The following is a 21,586-nucleotide window of genomic DNA, read 5'->3' as shown; positions in this document are numbered from 1 at the left end:
CGCCCGTACGACGGTCCGCCGCCGTCGAACCCCTCGATCGGGTGTTCGTGGCGCGCGTCACTGCCCGGTACGCTCGCGTTCCGCAACCGAGACCGGGCCGGAGCGGAACACCGCCCCGGCCGACGGTGTTACGTTGGCCGTTCTGAACGCGGCCGCTCCCCGGACGGGGAGCGGCCACCGACATTTCAGGAGCACTGCCGTGTCCACCCCCACTGACGAGCAGGACCAGGGCGTCTGGCTGACCCAGGAGGCCCACGACCGGCTGAAGGCCGAGCTCGACCAGCTGGTGGCGGGCCGTCCGGCCATGGCCGCCGAGATCAACGCCCGCCGCGAGGAGGGCGACCTGCGCGAGAACGGCGGCTACCACGCCGCCAAGGACGAGCAGGGCAAGCAGGAGGCCCGCATCCGCCAGCTGGAGGACCTGCTGCGGAAGGCCCGCGTCGGCAACGCGCCCACCACGGCGACGCACGCCGCCACCGGCACCGTGATCACCATCCGCTTCCAGGGCGACGACGAGACCGAGAAGTTCCTCCTCGGCTCGCGGGAGATCGCCGGGACGACGGGGCTGCAGGTCTACTCCCCCGAGTCGGCGCTCGGCTCGGCCATCCTCGGCGCCGAGCCCGGGACGACGGTGACCTACCAGGCGCCCAACGGCCGCGACATCACCGTCGACGTCGTCGCCGTCGAGCCGTTCGTCCCCTGACCGGGGCTCGACCGTGAGCCCCGTCCGCTCCCGGCGGGCGGAGAACACCGGGTTCGCCTGCGTGCACTGCGGGTCGGCGGTACCGGCCAACACCGACGGGCACTACCGCAACCACTGCCCGGTGTGCCTGTGGTCGCTGCACGTCGACGACCTCCCCGGTGACCGGGCGAGTGAGTGTCAGGCGCCGATGGAGCCGATCGGCCTGGTGGAGAAGTCGGGCAAGGGCTGGCAGGTGGTCCACCGCTGCACGGCGTGCGGCCACCGCCAGCCCAACCGGCTGGTCCGCGAGGGCGACGGCCCCGACGACCTCGACGTCGTCCTGTCCCTCCCCTGGCTCTGACACTGCGGTCCTACCGGACCGCACCGCGGCCACGTGCCGTCCCCGACCGCCGCTGAGCCGCTGCGTCGCTCCTCGCGGGGACCCTCCGGGCCCCCCCACTCGTCACGACCGGACGTGTCGGCTCTCAGGCCGACAACAACCCGCGGCGGCGGAGCAGCGGCATCGGGTCGGCGTCCCGGCCGCGGACCGCGCGGAAGGCCTCCAGCGGGTCCACCGACCCGCCGACGGACAGCAGCCGCGACCGGAACACGTCGCCGTTCTCCCGGCGCAGGCCGCCGTTCTCCTTGAACCACTCCACGGTGTCGGCGTCGAGCACCTCCGACCAGATGTAGGAGTAGTAGCCGGCCGCGTAGCCCCCGGCGAAGACGTGCTGGAAGTACGTCGTCCGGTAGCGCGGCGGCACCAGGTCGTAGGCGACGCCGGCCGCCTCGAGCGCGGCGCGCTCGAACTCCTGCGGGTCGCCCACCTCGGTCTCGGGCGTGATCCGGTGCCAGGCCTGGTCGAGCAGCGTGGCCGCCAGGTACTCCAGCGTCGCGAACCCCTCGCCCCACAGCTGCGCGGCCTCGATCGCCTCGACGACGCTGGCCGGCAGTGGCTCACCCGTCTCGACGTGCCGCGCGTACCCGGCGAGGACCTCCGGCCACAGCGCCCACATCTCGTTGACCTGGCTGGGGAACTCGACGAAGTCCCGCGGCACGCTGGTGCCGGCGAAGCGCGGGTAGGTGACGGCGGAGCTCAGGCCGTGCAGCGTGTGGCCGAACTCGTGGAACAGCGTGTTGACCTCGTCGAGGGTCAGCAACGTGGGCTGCCCGTCGGCGCCGCGGGTCACGTTGAGGTTGTTCACGACGACCGGCCGGGTGTCCAGGAGCCGCGACTGGGTGACGAAGGAGCTCATCCACGCCCCGCCGCGCTTGCCCTCACGGGCGTAGAAGTCGCCGAGGTAGAGGCCGATCGTCTGCCCGTCGGCGTCGGTGACCTCCCAGACCCGGACGTCGGGGTGGTAGCCGGCGAGGTCCGGCCGCGGCGTGAAGCGGTAGCCGTAGAGGCGCTCGGCGGCGGCGAAGACGCCGTCGACCAGTACCCGGTCCAGTTCGAACCAGGGCCGCAGCGCCGTGCTGTCGACCGAGTACCGCTCGGCGCGCACCCGCTCGCTGTAGAAGGCCCAGTCCCAGGGGGCCAGCTCGGCGACGCCGTCCCGCGCCGCGACCTCGCCCAGCGCGGCGGCCTCCGCCTGTGCGTTGGCCAACGACGGGCCGACCATCCGGGCGAGCATCGCGTCGACCGCCTCGGTGCTGCCCGCGGTCTGGTCGGCGAGCACCAGGTCGGCGTGGGTGTCGAAGCCGAGCAGCCGGGCCCGCTCGGCACGCACCCGGGCGATGCGGACGGCGACCGGGCCGTTGTCGTGCGCGCCGCCCGACGCCCGGCCCACCGAGGCCTCGAACACCCGCCGGCGCAGCTCGCGGTCGCGCAGCTTGGCCAGCACCGGCTGGCCGGTGGGCAGCAGCAGCGGGATGAGGAAGCCGTCGACCCCGCGGTCGGTGGCGGCACGGGCCGCCGCGGCGACCTCCTCGGGGCTCAGCCCGTCGAGCTCGGCGGCGTCGGTCACCACGACCGCGGCGGCCTCGGTGGCCAGCTGCAGGTTCTGCCCGAACGTCGTCGAGAGCTCGGAGAGCTCGCGGTTGAGCTCGGTCAGCCGGGCCCGGCCGGCCTCGTCGAGCCGCGCGCCGGCGAGCACGAAGTCGAGGTGGTAGCGCTCCACCAGCCGGACCGCCTCGGCGTCCAGGCCCACCGCGTGCCGCTGCGCGTGGACGGCGTCGATGCGGGCGAACAGGGCGGGGTCCAGGCGCAGCGCGTCCGCGTGCGCCGACTCCAGCGGGGCCAGCTCCCGCTCGATCTCGCGGAGCCGGTCGGTCGCGACCGACGAGGCGAGGTTGTGGAACACCGCACCGGCGCGGCGGTACAGCCGGCCCGACCGCTCGAGCGCGACGACGGTGTCGTCGAAGGTCGGCGGCTCGGACGACCCGACGATGGCGGCGACCTCGGCGCGCTGCTCGGCCATCCCGGCCAGCATCGCCTCGCGGCAGTGCTCGAGGGTGATCTCCGCGAAGGGCGGCAACTGCAGCGGCAGCCGGGACGGTTCCAGCAACGGGTTGTCGGCGGACGGGGCGGCGGAAGCAGGGACGGCGCTCATCGCCCCCACGATGACACTGCGGTCCTCCGGACCGCACCGCGGCCAGGAGCGATCCCTCACCGCCGTGGAGCCGCTGCCCGTGTCCCGGCCGGGGACCCTCCGGGCCCCGCGACCGGTCCACCCCGGCCAGGAGTCGTCCCCGGCCTGGGGTGGAGCTACTCAGCTCATCTCGTCGAGGTGCGCTGGTAGAGCCGGACCGACAGGGGCACGAAGACGGCCAGGATGAGCGCCGTCCAGATGACCGTGTAGAGCACCGGGTTCTGCAGCGACCACGCGTCGGGCACCGGGGCGCCGGCCGGGATGTTGCCGAAGAGCTCCCGCGCCGCCTGGGTCACCGCCGACATCGGGTTCCACTCCGCGAAGGTGCGCAGCACCGACGGGAATGTCTCCAGCGGGACGAAGGTGCTGGCCACGAACGTCAGCGGGAAGATCACGATGAAGCTGGCGTTGTTGACCACCTCCGGCGTCCGGACCAGCAGCCCGACCACCGCCATCAGCCACGAGATGGCGTAGGCGAACAGCAGCAGCACCAGGAAGCCGCCGACCGCCTCGCCGAGCGAGGAGTTGATCCGCCACCCGACGACCAGCCCGGTCAGTGCCATCACCGCGATGGAGATGGCGTTGAGGCCGAGGTCGGCGATGGTGCGCCCCACCAGGACGGCGGAGCGGGCCATCGGCAGTGAGCGGAACCGGTCGATGAGCCCCTTCTGCAGGTCCTCGGCGATGCTCGCCCCAGTCGTGGTCGACCCGAAGACGACCGTCTGCGCGAAGATCCCCGGCAGCAGGAACTCCGCGTAGGAGATGCCCGGGGGCAGCCCGCCGATCGCGCCGCCGAAGACGTAGCGGAACAGCAGCACGAACATGATCGGCGACAGCGTCGCGAACACGATCAGGTCGGGCACCCGCTTGATCTTGATGAGGTTGCGGCGGGTGATGGTCAGCCCGTCGGCCACCGCCGTACCGAACGCGGTCACGCCGCCCCCTCCCCTGCGCCCACCGGCGTCCGGTCGCCGGCCCCCGTGCGGTCCTCGTCCTCGGCGGCGTGGCCGGTGAGGGCGAGGAAGACGTCGTCGAGGTCGGGACGACGCAGCCCCACGTCGAGGACCTCCACGCCGGCCCCGGCCAGCACCCGCAGCGCCTCGGCGAGGGCGTCGGTGCCCCCGCTGACCGGCAGCGAGAGCCGCCGCGTCGACGCGTCCAGCCGGGGCTCGTCGACCCCCAGCGGCCGCAGCCGGCGGGCCACCTCGCCGAGGTCGACCGCGTCGCGCACGGTGAGCTCCAGCCGCTGGCCCCCGACCTGGTCCTTGAGGTCGTCGGCGGTGCCGCGGGCGATGACCCGCCCCCGGTCGATGACGACCATCCGGTCGGCCAGCCGGTCGGCCTCCTCGAGGTACTGCGTGGTCAGCAGGATCGTCGTCCCGCCGTCGGCGAGGTCGGCGATGAACTCCCACATGCCCAGCCGGCTGCGCGGGTCCAGGCCCGTCGTCGGCTCGTCGAGGAAGAGGATCCGCGGCCGGGCGATGAGCGAGGCGGCGATGTCGAGCCGCCGGCGCATGCCGCCGGAGTAGGTCTTGGCCGGCCGGTCGGCCGCGCCGGTGAGGTCGAAGCGCTCGAGCAGCTCGCCGGCCCGCACCCGCGCCTCGCGCCGGCTGAGCCGGTAGAGCCGCCCGACCATCTCGAGGTTCTCCAGACCGGTGAGGTACTCGTCGACGGCGGCGTACTGGCCGGTGAGCCCGATCGAGGCGCGCACCGCGTCGGCGTCGTCCACCACGTCGAGCCCGGCCACCCGGACCCGCCCCGCGTCGGCCCGCAGCAGGGTGGTGAGGATGCGCACCACCGTCGTCTTGCCCGCGCCGTTGGGACCGAGCAGCCCGAGGACGGAGCCCTCGGCCACGGTCAGGTCCACCCCGTCGAGGGCCGTGGTCGCGCCGAAGCGCTTCACCAGACCCTCGACGACCATCGCGTCGCTCATGGCAGGAACGTTAGATGCGAGGACCGACAGTTCCGACCGGTTTTCAGGTTCTCCACGGGACGGCAGACCGGGGCCGGCCCCGGAACTCATCGTCAACCGGTGGTGACCGTGTAGCCGGCCCGGTCCAGCCGGGCCAGCACCTCCTCGGCGTGCTCGGGCCCGCGGGTCTCCAGGACGACGAACACCTCCACCTCGCCCAGCCCCAGCCGGGTGGCCGTCCGCTCGTGCTCGACCTCCAGCACGTTGGCACCGACCTGCGCCAGCTCGGCGAGCACCGCCGCCAGGGACCCCGGCCGGTCGGGCACCCGCAGCCTCAACGAGAGGTAGCGCCCGGCCGCGGCCATGCCGTGCTGCACCACCTTCAGCAGCAGCACCGGGTCGATGTTGCCGCCGGAGACCACCGCGACCACGGGAGGCGGGAAGGCCGCGGGGTCGGCGAGCACGGCGGCGACCGCGGCGACGCCGGCCGGCTCGACGACGAGCTTGGCCCGCTCCAGGCAGAACAGCAGCGCCTGGGAGAGGTCCTCCTCACTGACCGTGCGCACCTCGTCGACCAGGTCGCGGACGTGCGCGAACGTCAGCTCCCCCGGCGAGCCGACGGCGATGCCGTCGGCCATCGTCGTCATCCCCGGCAGCGCCACCGGCCGGCCGGCGGCCAGCGACCCGGGGAAGGCGGCGGCCGCCGCGGCCTGCACGGCGACCACCCGGACGCCGGGACGGCGGGACCGCACCGCGGCCGCGATGCCGGAGACCAGCCCGCCGCCCCCGGTGCACACGACGACGGTGGCCACGTCGGGGCACTGGTCGAGGACCTCCAGGCCGACCGTCCCCTGCCCGGCGATCACGTCGCGGTGGTCGAACGGGTGGATGAGGACCGCGCCGGTGCGCTGGGCGTGCTCGGCGGCCGCGGCCAGGGCCTCGGTCAGCGAGGCGCCGCCCAGCCGCGCCTCGGCGCCGTAGCCGCGGGTGGCCGCCACCTTGGGCAGCGGCGCGCTCTCGGGCATGAACACCGTGGCCCGGATGCCCAGCAGCTGCGCCGCCAGGGCGACCCCCTGCGCGTGGTTGCCGGCGCTGGCCGCGACGACGCCGCGCGACCGCTCCTCGGGCGCGAGCCGCGCCAGCCGCGTGTACGCACCGCGGATCTTGAACGAGCCGGTGCGCTGCAGGTTCTCGCACTTGAGCCACACCGGCCCGCCGACCCGCTCGGCCAGCGCGCGGGAGTGCTCCAGCGGCGTGCGCCGGACGACGCCGTCGAGCAGCGCCGCCGCGGCCTCGACGTCCGCCCCGCCGACCAGCGGGACGTCGAGGGCTGCCATGGCGGTGATCATCGCAGGACGAGGCGCAGGTCGGGAGGGGCCAACGGGTCCCCACGCCGTCGCTCGCGTCGTACCGTGGCGGGGGTGACGGACCCTGGCACCCCCGCCTCCGCTCTCCCCGCCCCCACGACCCTGGGCGAGCTCCGCGACAGCGGGGCCACCTTCCGGCCGGTCAAGGCCGAGATCCGCGCCAACCTGCTCGCCCGCCTGGCGGCCGGTGAGCCATCTCTGCCGGGCATCGTCGGCTTCGACGACACCGTCGTCCCCGAGGTCGAGCGGGCCCTGATCGCCGGCCACGACCTGGTCCTGCTCGGCGAGCGGGGGCAGGGCAAGACGCGGCTGATCCGCACGCTGATCGGCCTGCTCGACGAGTGGACGCCGGTGCTCACCGGGAGCGAGCTCAACGAGCACCCGCTGGCCCCGATCAGCGTGTGGGCGCACCGCCAGATCGCCGAGCACGGCGACGCCACCCCCGTCGGCTGGCTGCACCGCAGCGACCGCTTCGGCGAGAAGCTGGCCACGCCGGACACGAGCGTCGGCGACCTCATCGGCGACGTCGACCCGATCAAGGTCGCCGAGGGCCGCACGCTGGGTGACCCGGAGACCGTGCACTACGGCCTGGTGCCGCGCACCAACCGCGGCGTCTTCAGCGTCAACGAGCTGCCCGACCTCGCCGAGCGGATCCAAGTCGCGCTGCTCAACGTGCTGGAGGAGCGCGACATCCAGATCCGCGGCTACCGGGTGCGGCTGCCGCTGGACCTGCTGCTGGTCGCCAGCGCCAACCCCGAGGACTACACCAACCGCGGACGGATCATCACCCCGCTCAAGGACCGCTTCGGCGCCGAGGTGCGCACCCACTACCCGATCGAGCTGGCCGACGAGGTGCGGCTGCTGAACCAGGAGGCGCACACCAGCTGGCTGGGTGGTGAGCAGCTGGAGACGCCGCTGGTCCCCGAGCACCTGGTGGAGATCGTCGCGCGCTTCACCCGGCTGGTCCGCGACTCCAACCACGTCGACCAGCGCTCCGGCGTCAGCGCCCGCTTCGCCATCGCCGGGCTGGAGACGGTCGCCGCCTCCGCCGTCCGCCGGGCCGCCGTCGCCGGCGAGACCCGGCCGGTCGCCCGGGTCGTGGACCTGCCGAGCATCGTCCCGGCCAGCCGGGGCAAGGTGGAGTTCGCCGACTCCGGCTCCGACCCGGACGACGAGCGCGAGCTGGAGGTGCTCGAGCACCTGCTGCGCCAGGCGACCGCGCAGACCTTCCGGGCCCGCTGCGCCGGGCTGGACCTGACCGGCCTGCAGGAGCACTTCACCGGCGGGGACACCGTCGAGTCCGGCGAGCTGGTGCCGGCCGCGGCGCTGCTCGGTCAGCTCGGCACCATCCCCAAGCTCGCCGAGCTGCTCGGCCGCCTGGGCGTGCCGGAGGGCGAGCAGTCGGCCGAGCAGGCCGCCGCCGCGGTGGAGTTCGCCCTGGAGGGCCTCTACCTGACCCGCCGGCTGGCCAAGGACACCGATGGCCCCCGCACGGTCTACGGGGCCTGACCCGTGGTGAGGCGGCCCGGGAAGGGCTACCGGTACGGGCGCTGGCGGGGCGGGCCCGACCCGCTCGCCCCGCCCTACGACCTGGGCAGCGCGGTCGACGAGATCGGCGACTCGGTGCTCGGCGGCAGCGGCGTCCGAGAGGCGCTGCGCGAGCTCCTGCGCCGCGGCATGGACGGCCGGCGCGGGCTGGACGAGCTGCGCCGGTCGGTGCGCGAGCGGCTGCGGCAGGCGCGCAACGCGGGGCGGATGGACGGCACCCTGCAGGAGGTCCGCGAGCTGCTCGACCGCGCCGTGGAGGCCGAGCGGCGGGAGCTGTTCCCCGATCCGGACGACATGGCGCGGCTCAAGGAGGCCGAGCTCGACGCGCTGCCCGAGGACACCGCGGGCGCGGTGCGGGCGCTCAAGGAGTACGACTGGCGCTCGGCCGAGGCCCGCCAGGCCTACGAGCAGATCCAGGACCTGCTGCGCCGCGAGGTGCTCGACAGCTCCTTCGCCTCGATGAAGCAGGCGCTGGAGAACGCGAGCGAGCAGGACGTGCAGGCGGTCAAGGACATGGTCGCCGACCTCTCCCAGCTCATCGACGCGCACAACCGCGGCGAGGACACCGACGAGCAGTTCCAGCAGTTCATGGAGCAGCACGGGCAGTTCTTCCCCGAGAACCCCGAGTCGGTCGAGGAGCTGATCGACCAGCTGGCCCGGCGGGCGGCCGCCCAGGAGCGGATGATGGCCGGCCTCTCGCCCGAGCAGCGGGCCGAGCTGGCCGACCTGATGGCCCAGACCATGCAGGACATGGGCCTGGCCAGCGAGATGGCGCACCTGCAGGACGCCCTCCGCCAGGCCCGGCCCGACCTGCCGTGGGGCCAGCGCGGGCAGGTCCCCGACGGCGAGCAGTCCCTCGGCATGGGCGACGCCACCAGCGCCGTCGCGGAGCTGGCCGACCTGGAGGCGCTGTCCAACCAGCTCTCCCAGGGCTACGCCGGCGCCTCGCTGGCCGACGTCGACGAGGAGCTGCTCGAGCGGGCGCTGGGCCGGCCCGCCGTCGACGACCTCGGCGCGCTGCGCCAGCTGGAGCGCGAGCTGGAGCGGCAGGGCTACCTCAACCGCTCCGACGGCAAGCTCGAGCTCTCCCCCAAGGCCGTCCGCCGGCTGGGCGCGACCGCGCTACGCCGGGTGTTCGCCCAGCTCGACGCCACCGGCCGCGGCGAGCACGACGTCGCCGACGCGGGGGCGGCCGGCGAGCTGACCGGCGGCTCGCGGGAGTGGCGGTTCGGCGACGAGCAGCCGCTGGACGTCGTCCGGACGGTGCGCAACGCCGTCCTGCGCACCGCACACGAGCCGCGCGCCGAGGAGGACCGCCGCGTGCGCATCGCCGTCGAGGACTTCGAGGTCGTCGAGACCGAGCGGCGCACCGGGGCCGCGGTCGCGCTGCTGGTCGACCTGTCCTACTCGATGGCGCTGCGCGGCACCTGGGGCGCGGCCAAGTCGACGGCGATGGCGCTGCACTCGCTGGTGACCACCCGCTTCCCGCAGGACGCCATCCAGATCATCGGCTTCTCCTCCACGGCCCAGGTGCTGCGGCCGGAGACCCTCGCCGAGTTGAGCGTGGACACGCTGCAGGGCACCAACCTGCAGCACGGGCTGATGCTGGCGCGGCGGTTCCTCGCCCGGCACCGGGACGCCGAGCCGGTGGTACTGGTGGTCACCGACGGCGAGCCGACCGCCCACCTGGAGGACGACGGGACGCCGTTCTTCTGCTGGCCGCCGATGCCGGAGACGATCGCCCGCACCGTCGCCGAGGTGGAGCGGGTGGCCCGCTCGGGGGCGACGATGAACGTCTTCGCCCTCGACCCGGAGCCCGGGCTGGTGCACTTCGTCCACGACATCACCCAGCGGGCCGGCGGGCGGGTGTTCACCCCCGACAGCGAGCGGCTGGGCGAGTACGTGGTGGCGGACTACCTGCGCACCCGGCGGGGCCGTCGGGCGCGCTGAACGAGGGCCCCGTCCTCCTCACCCCTCGCAAGCTCGGGGCGAGCCTCCGGACGGGGCCGCCGTCCGGTCACCGTCGGACCGGGTGCCACCCGCTCGAGCTGATCCCCGGTATCCGGCCCGCGCGGAACGCGTCGACGAACAACCGGAAGTCGTCCTGGGTGCGGCGGGCGTAGGAGTGCGCGAACCCGATCAGGTCGGCGATGAACTCCTCCTGCCGGTCGCCGATCATCTCGAGGATCGCCTCCTCGGTCTGGAACGGCACCAGGGTGTGGTCGCTGTCGGCGTCCCCCACGCAGTGCATCTTCGCCGTCGCCCGCCCCAGCTGGACCAGCACCGGGGCGATCTCCTCGGGCTCGGTCAGGTCCTCCCAGTCCAGGTCGGACTCGTAGGGCGAGAGCTCCTGGACCACGAAGCCCACCCCGTCGATCTCGGTGTGGCCCAGGAACTGCGAGGCGTTGGCCTGCAGCGCCCGCTGCGACACCGCCGTGCGGTGCCCCTCGTGCTCGAAGGCGGCCCGGATCGCCGGGTCGCGGACCACCCGGCTGGGCGCGGGCACGTTGCCCTGCTTCAGCGAGAGGACGACGTCGTTCTCCAGCGCCTGGTCGTAGCCCTCGAGCAGCACGTTGTACGCGGGCAGCCCGGCGCTGCCGATGCCGAAGCCGCCGGTGGCGACGACGTCCTTCACGTCGTAGGCCACGTCGCGGCGCCGCCGGGGCGGGGAGACGGTCCCGCGGTAGCGGTCGAGCGCGGCCAGCACCCGCTCGCGCTCGGCGTCGTCCAGCCGGCGGGTGCGCGGGCCCTCGGCGAAGCGCCGGGTGAAGTCCTCGACGACGGTCATCCGGTCCAGCAGCCCCGCCCGGCTGCGGGCACTGGTCTCCAGGATGACGTCGTGCACCGCGCCCTCGGTGTTCTCCCGGACCAGCGCGAAGGACGTGTCGTCGTCCAGGCGGGTGAAGGCGCGCACCTGGTCCAGGTAGCCCTCCAGGTAGCCGCGCAGCAGGTCGGCGATGACCTCGTCGCCGAAGGCCTTGCGCCAGGCCAGCAGCGCGAAGCTGGCCACGAAGCGGCGCAGGTCCCAGCTGACGTGCCCGACGTAGGCCTCGTCGAAGTCGTTGACGTCGAAGACGATCCGCCCGGCGCCGTCCATGTAGGTGCCGAAGTTCTCGGCGTGCAGGTCGCCCTGGATCCACGCCCGGCTGGTGCGCTCGTCGCACCAGCGGTCCTCCAGCTGCGCCATGTCGGCGTAGAAGAGGCAGGCGGTGCCCCGGTAGAAGGCGAACGGGTCGGCCGCCATCTTGCGGAACTTGGTGCGGAAGGCGTCGGCGTCGGCGGTCATCAGGTCGGAGAAGGCGTCGACCAGCACGTCGACGATCTGCTGAGCCCGGTCACCGTGGGTGACTCCTACGGGGGATTCGGCCACGGGGGGACCGTAGGGGGCGGTTAACCTCGGAGACCAGGTGCGGCACACAACCGGAGGACGAGGCGGCGGTGACGCGAGCGAGCACGGCATGGCGGCTGGCCACGGGCGCCGCCTACGGCGGCGGTGGGCTGGGCCTGGCCGGGGCCGGGATGCTCGCCCTGCTCCGCCAGCAGGCCCGGTCGGCCCGGCGGCACGTGGAGTCGCGCACCGTCAGGGCCGCCCTGCCCCCGGGTGACGGGCTGTACGGCCGCGGCCGCGGCCGACCGATCGTCCTCGCCGTCCTCGGTGACTCGACCGCAGCCGGTCTCGGTGTCGAGCGGGCCGCCCAGACACCCGGCGTGCTGCTCGCCGCGGCGCTGGCCGAGCTGGCCGAGCGCCCGGTCCGGCTGGTGCGGCTCGCGGTCACCGGCGCGAAGTCCTGGCAGCTCGACGAGCAGGTCGACAAGGCCCTCCTGGAGCACCCGGCCGTCGCGCTGATCATGATCGGCGCCAACGACGTCACCAGCCGCACCGCCCCCCAGGTCTCGGTCCGGCACCTGCGCGACGCCGTCCGCCGGCTCACCGAGGCCGGCACGCAGGTCGTCGTCGGCACCTGCCCGGACCTCGGCACCGTGCGCCCGATCGGCCAGCCGCTGCGCTGGCTGGCCCGCCGGTGGAGCCGGCAGCTGGCCGCCGCGCAGACCATCGCCGTCGTCGAGGCCGGCGGGCGCACCGTGTCGCTGGGTTCGGTGCTCGGCCCCTCGTTCGCCGAGGACCAGGACCTGTTCAGCGTCGACCAGTTCCACCCGAGCGCCGCCGGCTACGCCGCGGCGGCCGCCGTCCTGCTGCCCTCGATCGCCGACGCCCTCGGCGTCTGGCCGGCCGCGGCCGACCGGGGGCTGCGCAACCTGCGCCGCGACACCGTCCGCCCGGTCGCCCGGGCCGCCGCGCGGGCCGCCGGCCGGACCGGCACCGAGGTCCAGGCGACCGCGGTCCGCGGTCAGGACACCGGCCCCCGGGGCCCGTGGGCCCGGCTGCGCCGCCGCCGGCCGCCGGACCTGCCCACGCCGGAGCAGGCCGAGCGCGCGGCTGAGGCGACACCGCTCGGCTGACGGCGGTGCGGCCCCTACCGGGGAGTAGGTTCGGGGGTGACCGACGTCCGGCGCCCGTCGTCGGAGCCCCTCATCGTGGAGGACCCATGCCCGAAGCCGTCATCGTCGCGACCGCGCGCTCGCCCATCGGCCGCGCGTTCAAGGGCTCGCTCAAGGACCTGCGGCCCGACGACCTCACCGCCACCATCGTGCGCGCAGCCCTCGACAAGGTGCCCGCCCTCGACCCCACCGACATCGACGACCTCATCCTCGGCTGCGGCCTGCCCGGCGGCGAGCAGGGCTTCAACATGGGCCGCGTCGTCAGCGTGCTGCTCGGCATGGACCACCTGCCGGGGACGACGATCACCCGCTACTGCTCCTCGTCGCTGCAGACCACCCGCATGGCCATGCACGCCATCAAGGCCGGCGAGGGCGACGTCTTCATCTCCGCCGGCGTCGAGATGGTGTCCCGCTTCGTCAAGGGCAACAGCGACTCGCTGCCCGACACCCAGAACCCGGCGTTCGCCGACGCGCAGGCCCGGGTGGCCAAGACCGCCGAGAGCGGCGCGGACTCCTGGACCGACCCGCGGGAGGCCGGCGAGGTCCCCGACATCTACATCGCGATGGGACAGACCGCCGAGAACCTGGCGCTGCTCAAGGACGTCTCCCGGCAGGAGATGGACGAGTTCGCCGTCCGCAGCCAGAACCTCGCGGAGAAGGCGATCGACGACGGCTTCTGGGAGCGGGAGATCACCCCGGTCACCACCCCCGACGGCACCGTGGTCAGCAAGGACGACACCCCGCGCGCCGGCACCACGCTGGAGGGGGTCTCCGGTCTCAAGCCGGTCTTCCGCCCCGACGGCCGGGTCACCGCGGGCAACGCCTGCCCGCTCAACGACGGCGCCGCCGCGGTGGTGGTCATGAGCGACACCAAGGCCCGCGACCTCGGCCTGACCCCGCTGGCCCGCATCGTCTCCACCGCGGTCACCGGTCTGTCGCCGGAGATCATGGGCTATGGCCCGGTCGACGCCTCGAAGCTCGCGCTGCAGCGGGCCGGGATGAGCATCGGCGACATCGACCTGGTCGAGATCAACGAGGCGTTCGCCGCGCAGGTCATCCCCAGCTACCGCGACCTGGGCATCGACATCGACCGGCTCAACGTGCACGGCGGCGCGATCGCCGTCGGCCACCCGTTCGGCATGACCGGCGCCCGCATCACCGGCACGCTGATCAACGGCCTGCAGACCAGGGACGCGACGTTCGGCCTGGAGACGATGTGCGTCGGTGGCGGCATGGGCATGGCGATGGTCCTGGAGCGCCTCTCCTGAGAAAGGACCCCGCTGCCCCCCGCACCTCGCACACTCGGCGCGGGCCCCTGCAGCGGGGCCGGAGGATGATCGACCGCCGGTAGTCCCCGGACACGACAGTGGCCCGGCCCCCTCGCGGGGACCGGGCCACTGTCGTGGATGCGGTGCGTCAGTCGTTCTGCAGGTACGACAGCAGCCGCAGGATCTCCAGGTACAGCCAGACGACCGTGACGAGCAGGCCGAAGGCGATGTACCAGGCGAACTTCGCCGGGGCGCCGCGGCGGATCGCCTCGTCGGCCATGTCGAAGTCGAGCAGCAGCGAGAACGCCGCCACACCGATCACGACCAGGCTGAAGATGATCGACAGGGTGCCGCCGTCACGCAGACCCAGGCCGCCGGGGACGAAGAAGCCGACCACCAGGTTGACCAGGACCAGCGCCAGGACACCGAACATCGCGCCGACGATCCAGCGGGTCAGCTTGGGGGTGACCCGGATGGCGCCGGTCTTGTAGACGATCAGCATGCCGGCGAAGACACCGAAGGTGCCCACCAGCGCCTGCATCACGATGCCCGGGTAGATCTGGTTGAACGCCTCGCTGATGGCGCCGAGCGCGACGCCGTACAGGGCCCCGTAGGTGAGCGTGGCGACCGGGTTGGCGATCTGCTTGAACGCGATCACCAGGCCGAGTACCAGGGCCACGAGGACCGCGGGCAGGGCCAGCCCGAACGCCAGCTCCTGCGGGAGCAGCGCCCAGGTGACGGCGGCCGAGAGGACGGTGACCAGGAAGGACAGGCCCGTCTTCTGGACGACGTCGTCCATCGTCATGTAGCGGGTGGTCGGCGGCGCGTACGGCGACTGCGCGTACGGCGACGGCGCGGCGTACGGGTCCTGCGTCCCGTAGCCGTACTGCGGGGCGCCGTACTGGGGCGCGCCGCCCCACGGAGTGGACTGCTGGCCGTAACCGCGGCCCGCGTTCTGGAGTCCCCGGCCGAAGACCGGGTTGGAGCTGGGCATCGTCATCTCCTCGAGGTGACTGGCTGTCGTGGGGCCCACGGTCCTGCACCCCACTCGTCCAGGTCAACGCCTGGAGGGCCCTGCGCGTTCCTGGACGTCGACTGGACACCCGGACGGGGGGGTGCGGAGACGCCCGCGGGGCCGGTGGCAGCCGGCCACCGGCCCCGCGGACCCGTCAGGTCAGGCCTCCTCGCCGCCGTGGTCGTGGTCGTGCCCGGCGTGCAGGCCCCCGCCACCGGCTGGGCCACCGCTGGGAATCCGGTACTCGCGGTCCCCGGGGTCGCCCTCGAACGTGCCACCGGGGACGGGCTCCCCGGCCACCCCGTTGACCCGCTGGGTGTCGTAGCCCAGCGTCAGGACGGCGTAGGCGATGGCGTCGGAGTTCTGGTCCAGCGCCTCCGGGTCGAGGTTGGCGATGTCGTCCCCGGCCTGGTGGTAGTTCGGGTCGTACGCCACGCCGGCCTCGCCGCCGTAGGCCTCCGCCTGGTGAGGCTGCTTGACGCCCTCGGCGCCGGTGAACAGACCGCCGGACGGGATGCCGGCCCGGATGAAGGCCTGGTAGTCGCTGCGGCCGCTGAACTCCGTGCCCTCGTAGAAGAGCTCCTGCTCCTCGTAGAAGTCCTCGAAGACGTACTCGATCTGATCCGAGCCCTCCGGGACCGGCACGCCGTTCGGGGCGGGGAAGGCCGACAGGTCGCCGTCGTAGATGAACCGGGCGAAGTTCGGCGAGCCCACCATGTCGAAGTTCAGGTACAGCGCGATGTCGGCCCGCTGCTGCTCCGTCAGGTTCGCCACGTAGTGGTTGGAGCCCAGCAGGCCCAGCTCCTCGGCGCCCCACCAGGCGAAGCGCACGGTGTTGGGCAGCTCGGCCTTCCCATGTTCTCGGCGACCTCGATGAGGGCCGCGCTGCCGCTGCCGTTGTCGTTGATCCCCGGACCGGCGAGCACGGAGTCCAGGTGGGCGCCGGCCATGACCACGTTGTCCGAGGTGGCACCGGGCAGCTCGGCGATGACGTTCTCGGTCGTGCGGACCTCGCTGGTCGAGTCGACGGCGAGGTCGACCGTCGTGCCCGGGGTGGCGAGGTCGCGCCCGAGGGTCGTCGGGACGCCGACGACCGGGATGGTGACGCCCGGGGCACCCAGGGTCCCGTTGAGCAGCCCGGCGGTGTTGTTGAAGACGATCACCGCGGAGGCGCCGGCGGCCTCGGCGTTGGCCGCCTTGAGCCCGAAGGGGCAGGTGCCCCGCTGGACGAGGGCCACCGACCCCTCCACGAAGTCCGCGAAGTCCTGGACCTCGCAGCCGCTGTTCGTGGAGTCGATGTCGACCGGGGTGACGGCGCCGTCGTCGACCGTGCCGCTGCCGGTGTAGGTCATCGGCGCGTAGTCGGTGCCCAGCTGGTACGGCGTCGCCGTGGGCGCCACGCGGCTGAACGAGCTCTCCCGCAGCTCGAAGAACGGGAAGTCGAACTCCTGCCGGGAGACCTCCCAGCCGGCCTTCTCGAGACGCTTCGCCACGTGGTCGGCGGACGCCGTGTAACCGGGCGTGCCCGACGCGCGGGTGCCGCCGTTCTCGTCGGCGATCTCCTGGAACGCCTCCAGGTGCCCGTGACCCCCTCCAGGGTCACGCACTTGGTGAGCTCCGCGACGGTGTCGTTGACCTGCTTGTGACAGGCCTGCGCACCGCCCGGTGTGGCCACGGCCGGGCCGGCCAGGGCGACGGTGCCCGCCAGCGTCATCGCGCCGGCGGCGCCGAGCGCCACCGCGCGTGCCCGGCGGGAGATGGTTCGACTCATGCAGGGGCCCCCTTCGCTCGCGGGTGCCTCGACGTCGAGAGCACCCCCCGTGAACCCTTGTGACCCTTTGTGATGGGGTCGGGTCCCGTCAAGCCTTGTCCCGCGGCCGGCGACCTGCTGGTGCCCCCGGTCGGGTTCGAACCGACACTGGGACCCTTTTAAGGGGCCTGCCTCTGCCAGTTGGGCTACGGGGGCCGCCGAGCACGCTAGCTGCGGCGGTCAGCTCGCCCGTGCGGTGCCCGACTGCGCCTTGTCCTCGGCCGAGGGCGGCGGCAGCGAGCCGGTCCGGCCGGTGTTGGCGGCCTGGACGAACTCGCGGCGGGGGTCCTGCAGCTGGCCCAGCGAGATGACCTCGCGGCGGAACACCGCGGCCAGCGTCCAGTCGGCGACCACCCGTGCCTTGCGGTTGAAGGTGGGCACCCGGCTGACGTGGTACGTGCGGTGCATGAACCAGGCCGGCCAGCCCTTGAGCTTCACGCCGTAGACCTGCGCGACTCCCTTGTGCAGGCCCAGGCTCGCCACGGAGCCGGCGTAGGCGTGCCGGTAGGGCTGCGGCTCGCGGCCCTCGAGCGTCGCGACGATGTTGTCGGCCAGCTGCTTGGCCTGCCGGACGGCGTGCTGCGCGTTGGGTGCGGTGGTCGCGCCGGGGCTCTCCTTGGTCAGGTCCGGGACGGCGGCGAGGTCACCGGCCGACCACGCGTCGGGCACCCCGCGCACCTGCAGCGTGGGCTCGCACGCCACCCGCCCGCGCTCGTCGAGCGGCAGGTCGGTCTCGCGCAGCATCGGGTTGGGCTTCGTGCCCGCCGTCCACACCAGGGTGTCGCTGGCGAACTCGTCGCCGTCCGACAGCTTCACCACGCACCCGTCGGAGATCGACTCCAGGCGGGTGTTGAGCCGGACGTCCATCCCGCGCGCGGTCAGCTCCTTGACCGTCCAGGCAGCCATGTCCAGGTCGACCTCGGGCAGGATGCGGCCCATCGCCTCGACCAGCACCCAGCGCATGTCGGCCGTCGAGAGCCGCGGGTAGTAGTGGGAGATCGCGTAGTGGGCCATGTCCTCGAGCTCGGCGAAGGCCTCCACCCCCGCGTAGCCGCCGCCGACGAAGGTGAAGGTCAGCGCGCGGCGGCGGACCTCCGGGTCGTCGGTCGAGCTGGCCGCGTCCAGCCGGGCCAGCACGTGGTTGCGCAGGTAGATGGCCTCGCCGACGTTCTTGAAGCCGATGCCGTGCTCGGCCAGCCCCGGGATGGGCAGCGTGCGGGCCACCGAGCCCGCGGCCATCACCAGCACGTCGTAGGAGAGCTCGTACGGGTCGCCCTCGATGGGCGCGATCCGCGCCCGCTTCTCGGCGTGACTGAGCCCGGTCACCGCCCCCGTGACGACCCGGCAGCGCGGCAGCGTCCGCCGCAGCGGCACGACCACGTGACGCGGCTCCACGGAGCCGGCCGCCGCCTCGGGCAGGAACGGCTGGTAGGTCATGTGCGGCTGCGGGTCGACCACCACGACCTCCGCCCGTCCCCGGGAGAGGCGCTTCTGCAGCCGGAGGGCGGTGTAGAGGCCGACGTAGCCACCGCCGACGACCAGGACCACGGGTCGCTGTGCCATGTGCCCGAGCCTAGGGCCGGGGCGGCACCCCGGGCAGGTCGACGAGCTCGGTGGCCCGGCTCAGGACGGCGTCCAGCATCGGCTCGGTCAGCTTGCCGGTGAAGGTGTTCTGCTGGCTGACGTGGTAGCTGCCCAGCAGGGTCAGCGGCCCGCGCGGGCCCTCCAGGGAGACCTCCACGCCGTGCCCGAACGCCGGCCGCGGCCGGGGCAGCGCGTAGCCGGCCGCGGCCAGGACCGGCCACAGCGCCGTCCAGCCGAACCCGCCGAGGACGACGGCGACCCGCAGCCGCGGCAGCAGCGCCAGCTCGCGCGCCAGCCACGGGGAGCAGGTGTCGCGCTCCTCCGGGGTCGGCGCGTTCGCCGGCGGCGCGCAGCGGACGGCGGCGGCCACCCGCACGCCGGTGAGCTCCAGCCCGTCGCCGACGTGGGTGGACGTGGGCTGGTTGGCCAGGCCGGCCCGCCACAGCGCGGCGAAGATCCAGTCCCCGCTGCGGTCGCCGGTGAACACCCGGCCGGTGCGGTTGCCGCCGTGCGCGGCCGGGGCCAGCCCCACGACGGCGATCCGGGCGTCGGCCGGGCCCAACCCCGGCACCGGCCGGCCCCAGTACTCCTCGTCGCGGAAGGAGGCGCGCTTGACGCGGGCCACCTCCTCGCGCCAGGCCACCAGGCGGGGGCAGGCGCGGCAGCCGGAGATGCGGGCGTCGAGGACGGCGAGGTCCCGGGCGCCGCGCGCCGAGCGGACGACCCCGGCCGGGGTGCGGGTGACCGGGAACCCGGCCGCGTCGGTTGCCACGGGACCAGCAGACCACCCGGCCGAGCGCGGATGCCCTGTGGGGCGGCATGATCGCCGGGTGGCCCGGAGGAAGAAGCAGAAGCCGCCGCTGACCTGGAAGCTGCTCGGCGCCGGCACGGCGATCCCCGCGGGGATCGCCGTGCGGAAGCTCAGTGACGCCGCCTGGTACGCCGTGCGCGGCACCACCCCACCCAAGAACCCGGCCGCGCCGGGCGTCGGCTGGGGCGAGGCCCTGGCGTGGGCGGCGGTGTCGGGGGTCGCCGTGGCGGCCGGCCGGCTGGTCGCCGCCCGCGGCGCGGCGGCGGCCTACCAGTCGCTGACCGGCAAGCTGCCGCCCGGGCTCAACGAGGGCTCTCCCTGACCGGTCCGCGGGCCAGCTGCAGCGCGATGCCGTCGAGGATGTCGTGCTCGCTGACCACGACGTCGTCGAGCGCGAAGGCGTCCATGAGCACCCGCAGCACCAGCGAGCCGGCGCCGATGACGTCGACCCGTCCCGGGTGCATGACCGGGTACGCGGCGCGCCGCTCGCGGGTGGCGGTGAGCAGCCCGGCGGTCACCGCGCGGACGGCGGACACCGGGATGCGGGAGCCGTGGATGGCCGCCGGGTCGTAGGCCCGCAGGTTCAGGGCGAGCGCCGCCACGGTGGTGACCGAGCCGGCCAGGCCGACGAGGGTCGCGGCCTCCTCCACCGGGACGGCGGCGGCGACGTCGGCCAGCGCCGCGCGGATGTCGGCCTCGGCGCGCTGGATCTCGTCGGCCGAGGGCGGGTCGCCGTGCAGGTGCCGCTCGGTCAACCGCACGCAGCCGACGTCGACCGAGCGGGCCGCCCGCACCCCGGCCGCGTCGCCGAGCACGAACTCGGTGGAGCCGCCGCCGATGTCGACGACCAGGTACGGCGGGCGGGGCCGCGCCTGGCCGTGCGCGGCGACCGCGGCGTCCAGCGAGGCGGTGGCGCCGAGGAAGGACAGTCGCGCCTCCTCGTCGCCGGGGACGACGTCGGGGAGCTGGCCCAGGGTGGCCAGCACCATGCCCTCGAAGTCGGCGCGGTTGGCGGCGTCCCGGCTGGCGCTGGTGGCGACCATGCGCACCGCCGTCGCGCCGAGCTCGCGGGCCTGCGCGGCGTACTGCTCGAGGACGACGCGGGTGCGCTCGATCGCCTCCGGGGCGAGCCGGCCGGTGGCGTCGACGCCCTGACCGAGTCGGACGACCTCCATCCGGCGCAGCAGGTCGGTGTGCGGCCCCTCCGGCGGCACGTCGGCCACCAGGAGGCGGATGGAGTTGGTGCCGCAGTCGATGGCGGCCACGCGGGTCACGAGCGCTCCTCCTGGGCGCAGGGGCCGTTCGCCCACCACTCCCCCATCTCGGCCACCGCGCGGTCGCCGACCGGGTTGACCCCCGGGCCGGCGGCGAGCGCGTGCGCGGCCAGGGCGTGCAGGCACTTGACCCGGTCGGGCATGCCGCCGGCGGTGTTGCGGGTGGGCAGCTCGCCGAGGGCGTCGCGCTCGGCGAGGTAGGCCTCGTGGGCGGCGCGGTAGCCCGCGGCGAGCTCCGGGTCGATGCCCAGGTGGGCCTGCCACTCCCGCATCCGGCCGGCGGACTCCAGCCGGCTGGCCGCAGCGCTCGCCCGCGGGCAGGTCAGGTAGTACAGCGTCGGGAACGGGGTGCCGTCCTCCAGCCGCGGCGAGGTCTGCACGACGTCGGGCTGGCCGCACGGGCAGCGGTGCGCCACCGCGCGCAGGGCACGCGGCGGCCGGCCGAGCTGGCGGGCCACGACCTCCCGCTCCTCCGGCGTGATCTCGTCTGTCACTCGCTGGGCTCCTCGTCGCCGTCGGCCACCGCGACCGACTGCAGCAGCGCCTCGTACCAGGGCAGGTCGCCGTCCGCGGGCTCCGGCACCGTGCCGGCGTCCCCCTCGACGGCCTCGCCGTCGACCACGACCACCAGCCGGTCACCGGGCAGCACGTAGGCCAGCCGCTCGCGGGCCTGCCGTTCGGCGTAGTCGGGGTCGGCCTGCCGCTGCAGCTGCTCCTCCAGCTGCTCGACCCGCTGGTCGAGGGCGGTGCCCTCCGCGGCCAGCCGGGTCAGCTCGGCGCGGCCGGCCAGGAACTGGCGCACCGGACCGGCCAGGGTCAGCAGCAGTACCAGCACCAGCCCGGCCAGCAGCACCGCGCGGCCGGTGACCAGTGGACGCCGCGGCGCACCGGCGGCCGACGCCGTCCGCGGCGTGCGGCGGACGGCCCGCTTCGGCTCCGGCCGGCTGCCCGCACCCGAGCGGGAGCCGGCCGGCACGGGGCGGGACGCCGCACCCGACAGCGGCCGCCCGGTGGCGCGCCGACGTCCGGACCTGTCACTTATACACACCTGACGCTGCCGACGACTCCCTACGTGGAGAGTCCGGTTGTCGTCGCATCGTGCGAACAACACTACAAGTGAGGTACCGTCCACATCCTGTACCTGGCCGTTCGCACCGACGTTTCCGAGCACATCCAGCCAGGACTAGACAGGGAGCTGCGCCACACAGATGTCCACCATCGCGA

General features: G+C 74.1%; 19 protein-coding genes, 1 tRNA gene and 1 pseudogene. 8 read left to right on the top strand and 13 right to left on the bottom strand.

Features of this window, described 5'->3' with window-relative positions:
- The first annotated feature begins 199 nt into the window (after nt 1-199).
- Nucleotides 200-703, top strand: coding sequence for a transcription elongation factor GreA (greA, locus tag CNO22_RS08660; protein ID WP_100498975.1), 504 nt, complete (start codon nt 200-202; stop codon nt 701-703).
- A gap of 13 nt (nt 704-716) precedes the next feature.
- The gene (locus CNO22_RS08655; protein ID WP_198588191.1) at nt 717-1,043 is read left to right on the top strand and encodes an RNHCP domain-containing protein; all 327 of its coding nucleotides are present in this window, start codon (nt 717-719) and stop codon (nt 1,041-1,043) included.
- Between the two features lie 124 nt (nt 1,044-1,167).
- Here the strand turns inward: CNO22_RS08655 and CNO22_RS08650 are convergent, their stop codons facing one another.
- The 4 genes from CNO22_RS08650 to ilvA form a co-directional block, all read right to left on the bottom strand.
- Nucleotides 1,168-3,234, bottom strand: coding sequence for a M3 family metallopeptidase (locus CNO22_RS08650; protein ID WP_100498974.1), 2,067 nt, complete (start codon nt 3,232-3,234; stop codon nt 1,168-1,170).
- A gap of 164 nt (nt 3,235-3,398) precedes the next feature.
- The gene (locus CNO22_RS08645; RefSeq protein ID WP_100498973.1) at nt 3,399-4,208 is read right to left on the bottom strand and encodes an ABC transporter permease; all 810 of its coding nucleotides are present in this window, start codon (nt 4,206-4,208) and stop codon (nt 3,399-3,401) included.
- Nucleotides 4,205-5,206 (bottom strand): ATP-binding cassette domain-containing protein, encoded by a 1,002-nt coding sequence (locus tag CNO22_RS08640; RefSeq protein ID WP_100498972.1) that lies wholly within the window; start codon nt 5,204-5,206, stop codon nt 4,205-4,207. Before CNO22_RS08640 ends, CNO22_RS08645 begins: the two co-directional genes overlap by 4 nt.
- A gap of 92 nt (nt 5,207-5,298) precedes the next feature.
- Nucleotides 5,299-6,534: a threonine ammonia-lyase gene (gene ilvA / locus CNO22_RS08635; protein ID WP_232806900.1), complete on the bottom strand. Its 1,236-nt coding sequence runs from the start codon at nt 6,532-6,534 to the stop codon at nt 5,299-5,301.
- A 72-nt stretch (nt 6,535-6,606) separates the two neighbouring features.
- On the opposite strand from ilvA, the gene CNO22_RS08630 reads away from it, so the two are divergent.
- Complete coding sequence (locus CNO22_RS08630) at nt 6,607-8,061, top strand: sigma 54-interacting transcriptional regulator (protein WP_232806899.1); 1,455 nt, start codon at nt 6,607-6,609, stop codon at nt 8,059-8,061.
- Between the two features lie 6 nt (nt 8,062-8,067).
- Nucleotides 8,068-10,050 carry a VWA domain-containing protein gene (locus tag CNO22_RS08625; protein WP_232806898.1) on the top strand — a complete coding sequence of 661 codons (1,983 nt, stop codon included), beginning with the start codon at nt 8,068-8,070 and terminating at the stop codon, nt 10,048-10,050.
- A gap of 67 nt (nt 10,051-10,117) precedes the next feature.
- Here the strand turns inward: CNO22_RS08625 and CNO22_RS08620 are convergent, their stop codons facing one another.
- Nucleotides 10,118-11,470, bottom strand: coding sequence for a DUF2252 domain-containing protein (locus tag CNO22_RS08620; protein WP_232806897.1), 1,353 nt, complete (start codon nt 11,468-11,470; stop codon nt 10,118-10,120).
- Between the two features lie 68 nt (nt 11,471-11,538).
- Here CNO22_RS08620 and CNO22_RS29655 point away from each other — a divergent pair, with 68 nt between their 5' ends.
- Together CNO22_RS29655 and CNO22_RS08610 are read left to right on the top strand one after the other, a co-directional pair.
- On the top strand, nt 11,539-12,561 hold the full coding sequence (locus CNO22_RS29655) for an SGNH/GDSL hydrolase family protein (RefSeq protein WP_100498987.1): 1,023 nt from the start codon (nt 11,539-11,541) through the stop codon (nt 12,559-12,561).
- A gap of 86 nt (nt 12,562-12,647) precedes the next feature.
- A complete protein-coding gene (locus tag CNO22_RS08610; RefSeq protein ID WP_100498968.1) occupies nt 12,648-13,868 on the top strand; it encodes an acetyl-CoA C-acetyltransferase in 1,221 nt (406 codons plus the stop codon).
- Nucleotides 13,869-14,016: 148 nt separating this feature from the next.
- Here CNO22_RS08610 and CNO22_RS08605 read toward each other — a convergent pair whose 3' ends face one another.
- The 5 genes and pseudogenes from CNO22_RS08605 to CNO22_RS08585 form a co-directional block, all read right to left on the bottom strand.
- Complete coding sequence (locus CNO22_RS08605; protein ID WP_100498986.1) at nt 14,017-14,862, bottom strand: Bax inhibitor-1/YccA family protein; 846 nt, start codon at nt 14,860-14,862, stop codon at nt 14,017-14,019.
- 180 nt (nt 14,863-15,042) lie between these two features.
- Nucleotides 15,043-16,235, bottom strand: a pseudogene (locus tag CNO22_RS08600) (M28 family metallopeptidase).
- 537 nt (nt 16,236-16,772) lie between these two features.
- A tRNA-Leu gene (locus tag CNO22_RS08595) sits at nt 16,773-16,849 on the bottom strand.
- Nucleotides 16,850-16,873: 24 nt separating this feature from the next.
- On the bottom strand, nt 16,874-18,256 hold the full coding sequence (locus tag CNO22_RS08590) for an NAD(P)/FAD-dependent oxidoreductase (protein WP_100498967.1): 1,383 nt from the start codon (nt 18,254-18,256) through the stop codon (nt 16,874-16,876).
- 10 nt (nt 18,257-18,266) lie between these two features.
- Entirely contained in the window at nt 18,267-19,049 is a 783-nt protein-coding gene (locus tag CNO22_RS08585) for a uracil-DNA glycosylase (RefSeq protein ID WP_100498966.1), read from the bottom strand.
- Nucleotides 19,050-19,107: 58 nt separating this feature from the next.
- Between CNO22_RS08585 and CNO22_RS08580 the strand changes: the two genes are divergently transcribed.
- Nucleotides 19,108-19,410: a DUF4235 domain-containing protein gene (locus CNO22_RS08580; RefSeq protein ID WP_100498965.1), complete on the top strand. Its 303-nt coding sequence runs from the start codon at nt 19,108-19,110 to the stop codon at nt 19,408-19,410.
- On the opposite strand, the gene CNO22_RS08575 is transcribed toward CNO22_RS08580, so the two are convergent.
- From CNO22_RS08575 to CNO22_RS08565, 3 genes are read right to left on the bottom strand one after another with little or no spacing between them, the layout of a single operon-like run.
- A complete protein-coding gene (locus CNO22_RS08575) occupies nt 19,391-20,362 on the bottom strand; it encodes a Ppx/GppA phosphatase family protein (RefSeq protein ID WP_198588190.1) in 972 nt (323 codons plus the stop codon). The two genes, CNO22_RS08580 and CNO22_RS08575, sit on opposite strands and share 20 nt — an antisense overlap.
- Nucleotides 20,359-20,856: a DUF501 domain-containing protein gene (locus tag CNO22_RS08570; RefSeq protein WP_100498964.1), complete on the bottom strand. Its 498-nt coding sequence runs from the start codon at nt 20,854-20,856 to the stop codon at nt 20,359-20,361. The genes CNO22_RS08575 and CNO22_RS08570 overlap by 4 nt, the downstream gene beginning before the upstream one ends.
- The gene (locus CNO22_RS08565; RefSeq protein ID WP_232806896.1) at nt 20,853-21,215 is read right to left on the bottom strand and encodes an FtsB family cell division protein; all 363 of its coding nucleotides are present in this window, start codon (nt 21,213-21,215) and stop codon (nt 20,853-20,855) included. The genes CNO22_RS08570 and CNO22_RS08565 overlap by 4 nt, the downstream gene beginning before the upstream one ends.
- A 10-nt stretch (nt 21,216-21,225) precedes the next feature.
- Here CNO22_RS08565 and CNO22_RS28945 point away from each other — a divergent pair, with 10 nt between their 5' ends.
- Nucleotides 21,226-21,414 (top strand): hypothetical protein, encoded by a 189-nt coding sequence (locus CNO22_RS28945; RefSeq protein WP_232806895.1) that lies wholly within the window; start codon nt 21,226-21,228, stop codon nt 21,412-21,414.
- Nucleotides 21,415-21,586 lie beyond the last annotated feature (172 nt).

The organism is Geodermatophilus chilensis, from assembly GCF_002802985.1.
GTDB classification, from domain to species: Bacteria; Actinomycetota; Actinomycetes; order Mycobacteriales; family Geodermatophilaceae; genus Geodermatophilus; species Geodermatophilus chilensis.
The sequence above is the reverse complement of the archived record's forward strand: the minus strand, read 5'-3'. Positions and strand labels throughout refer to the sequence as shown.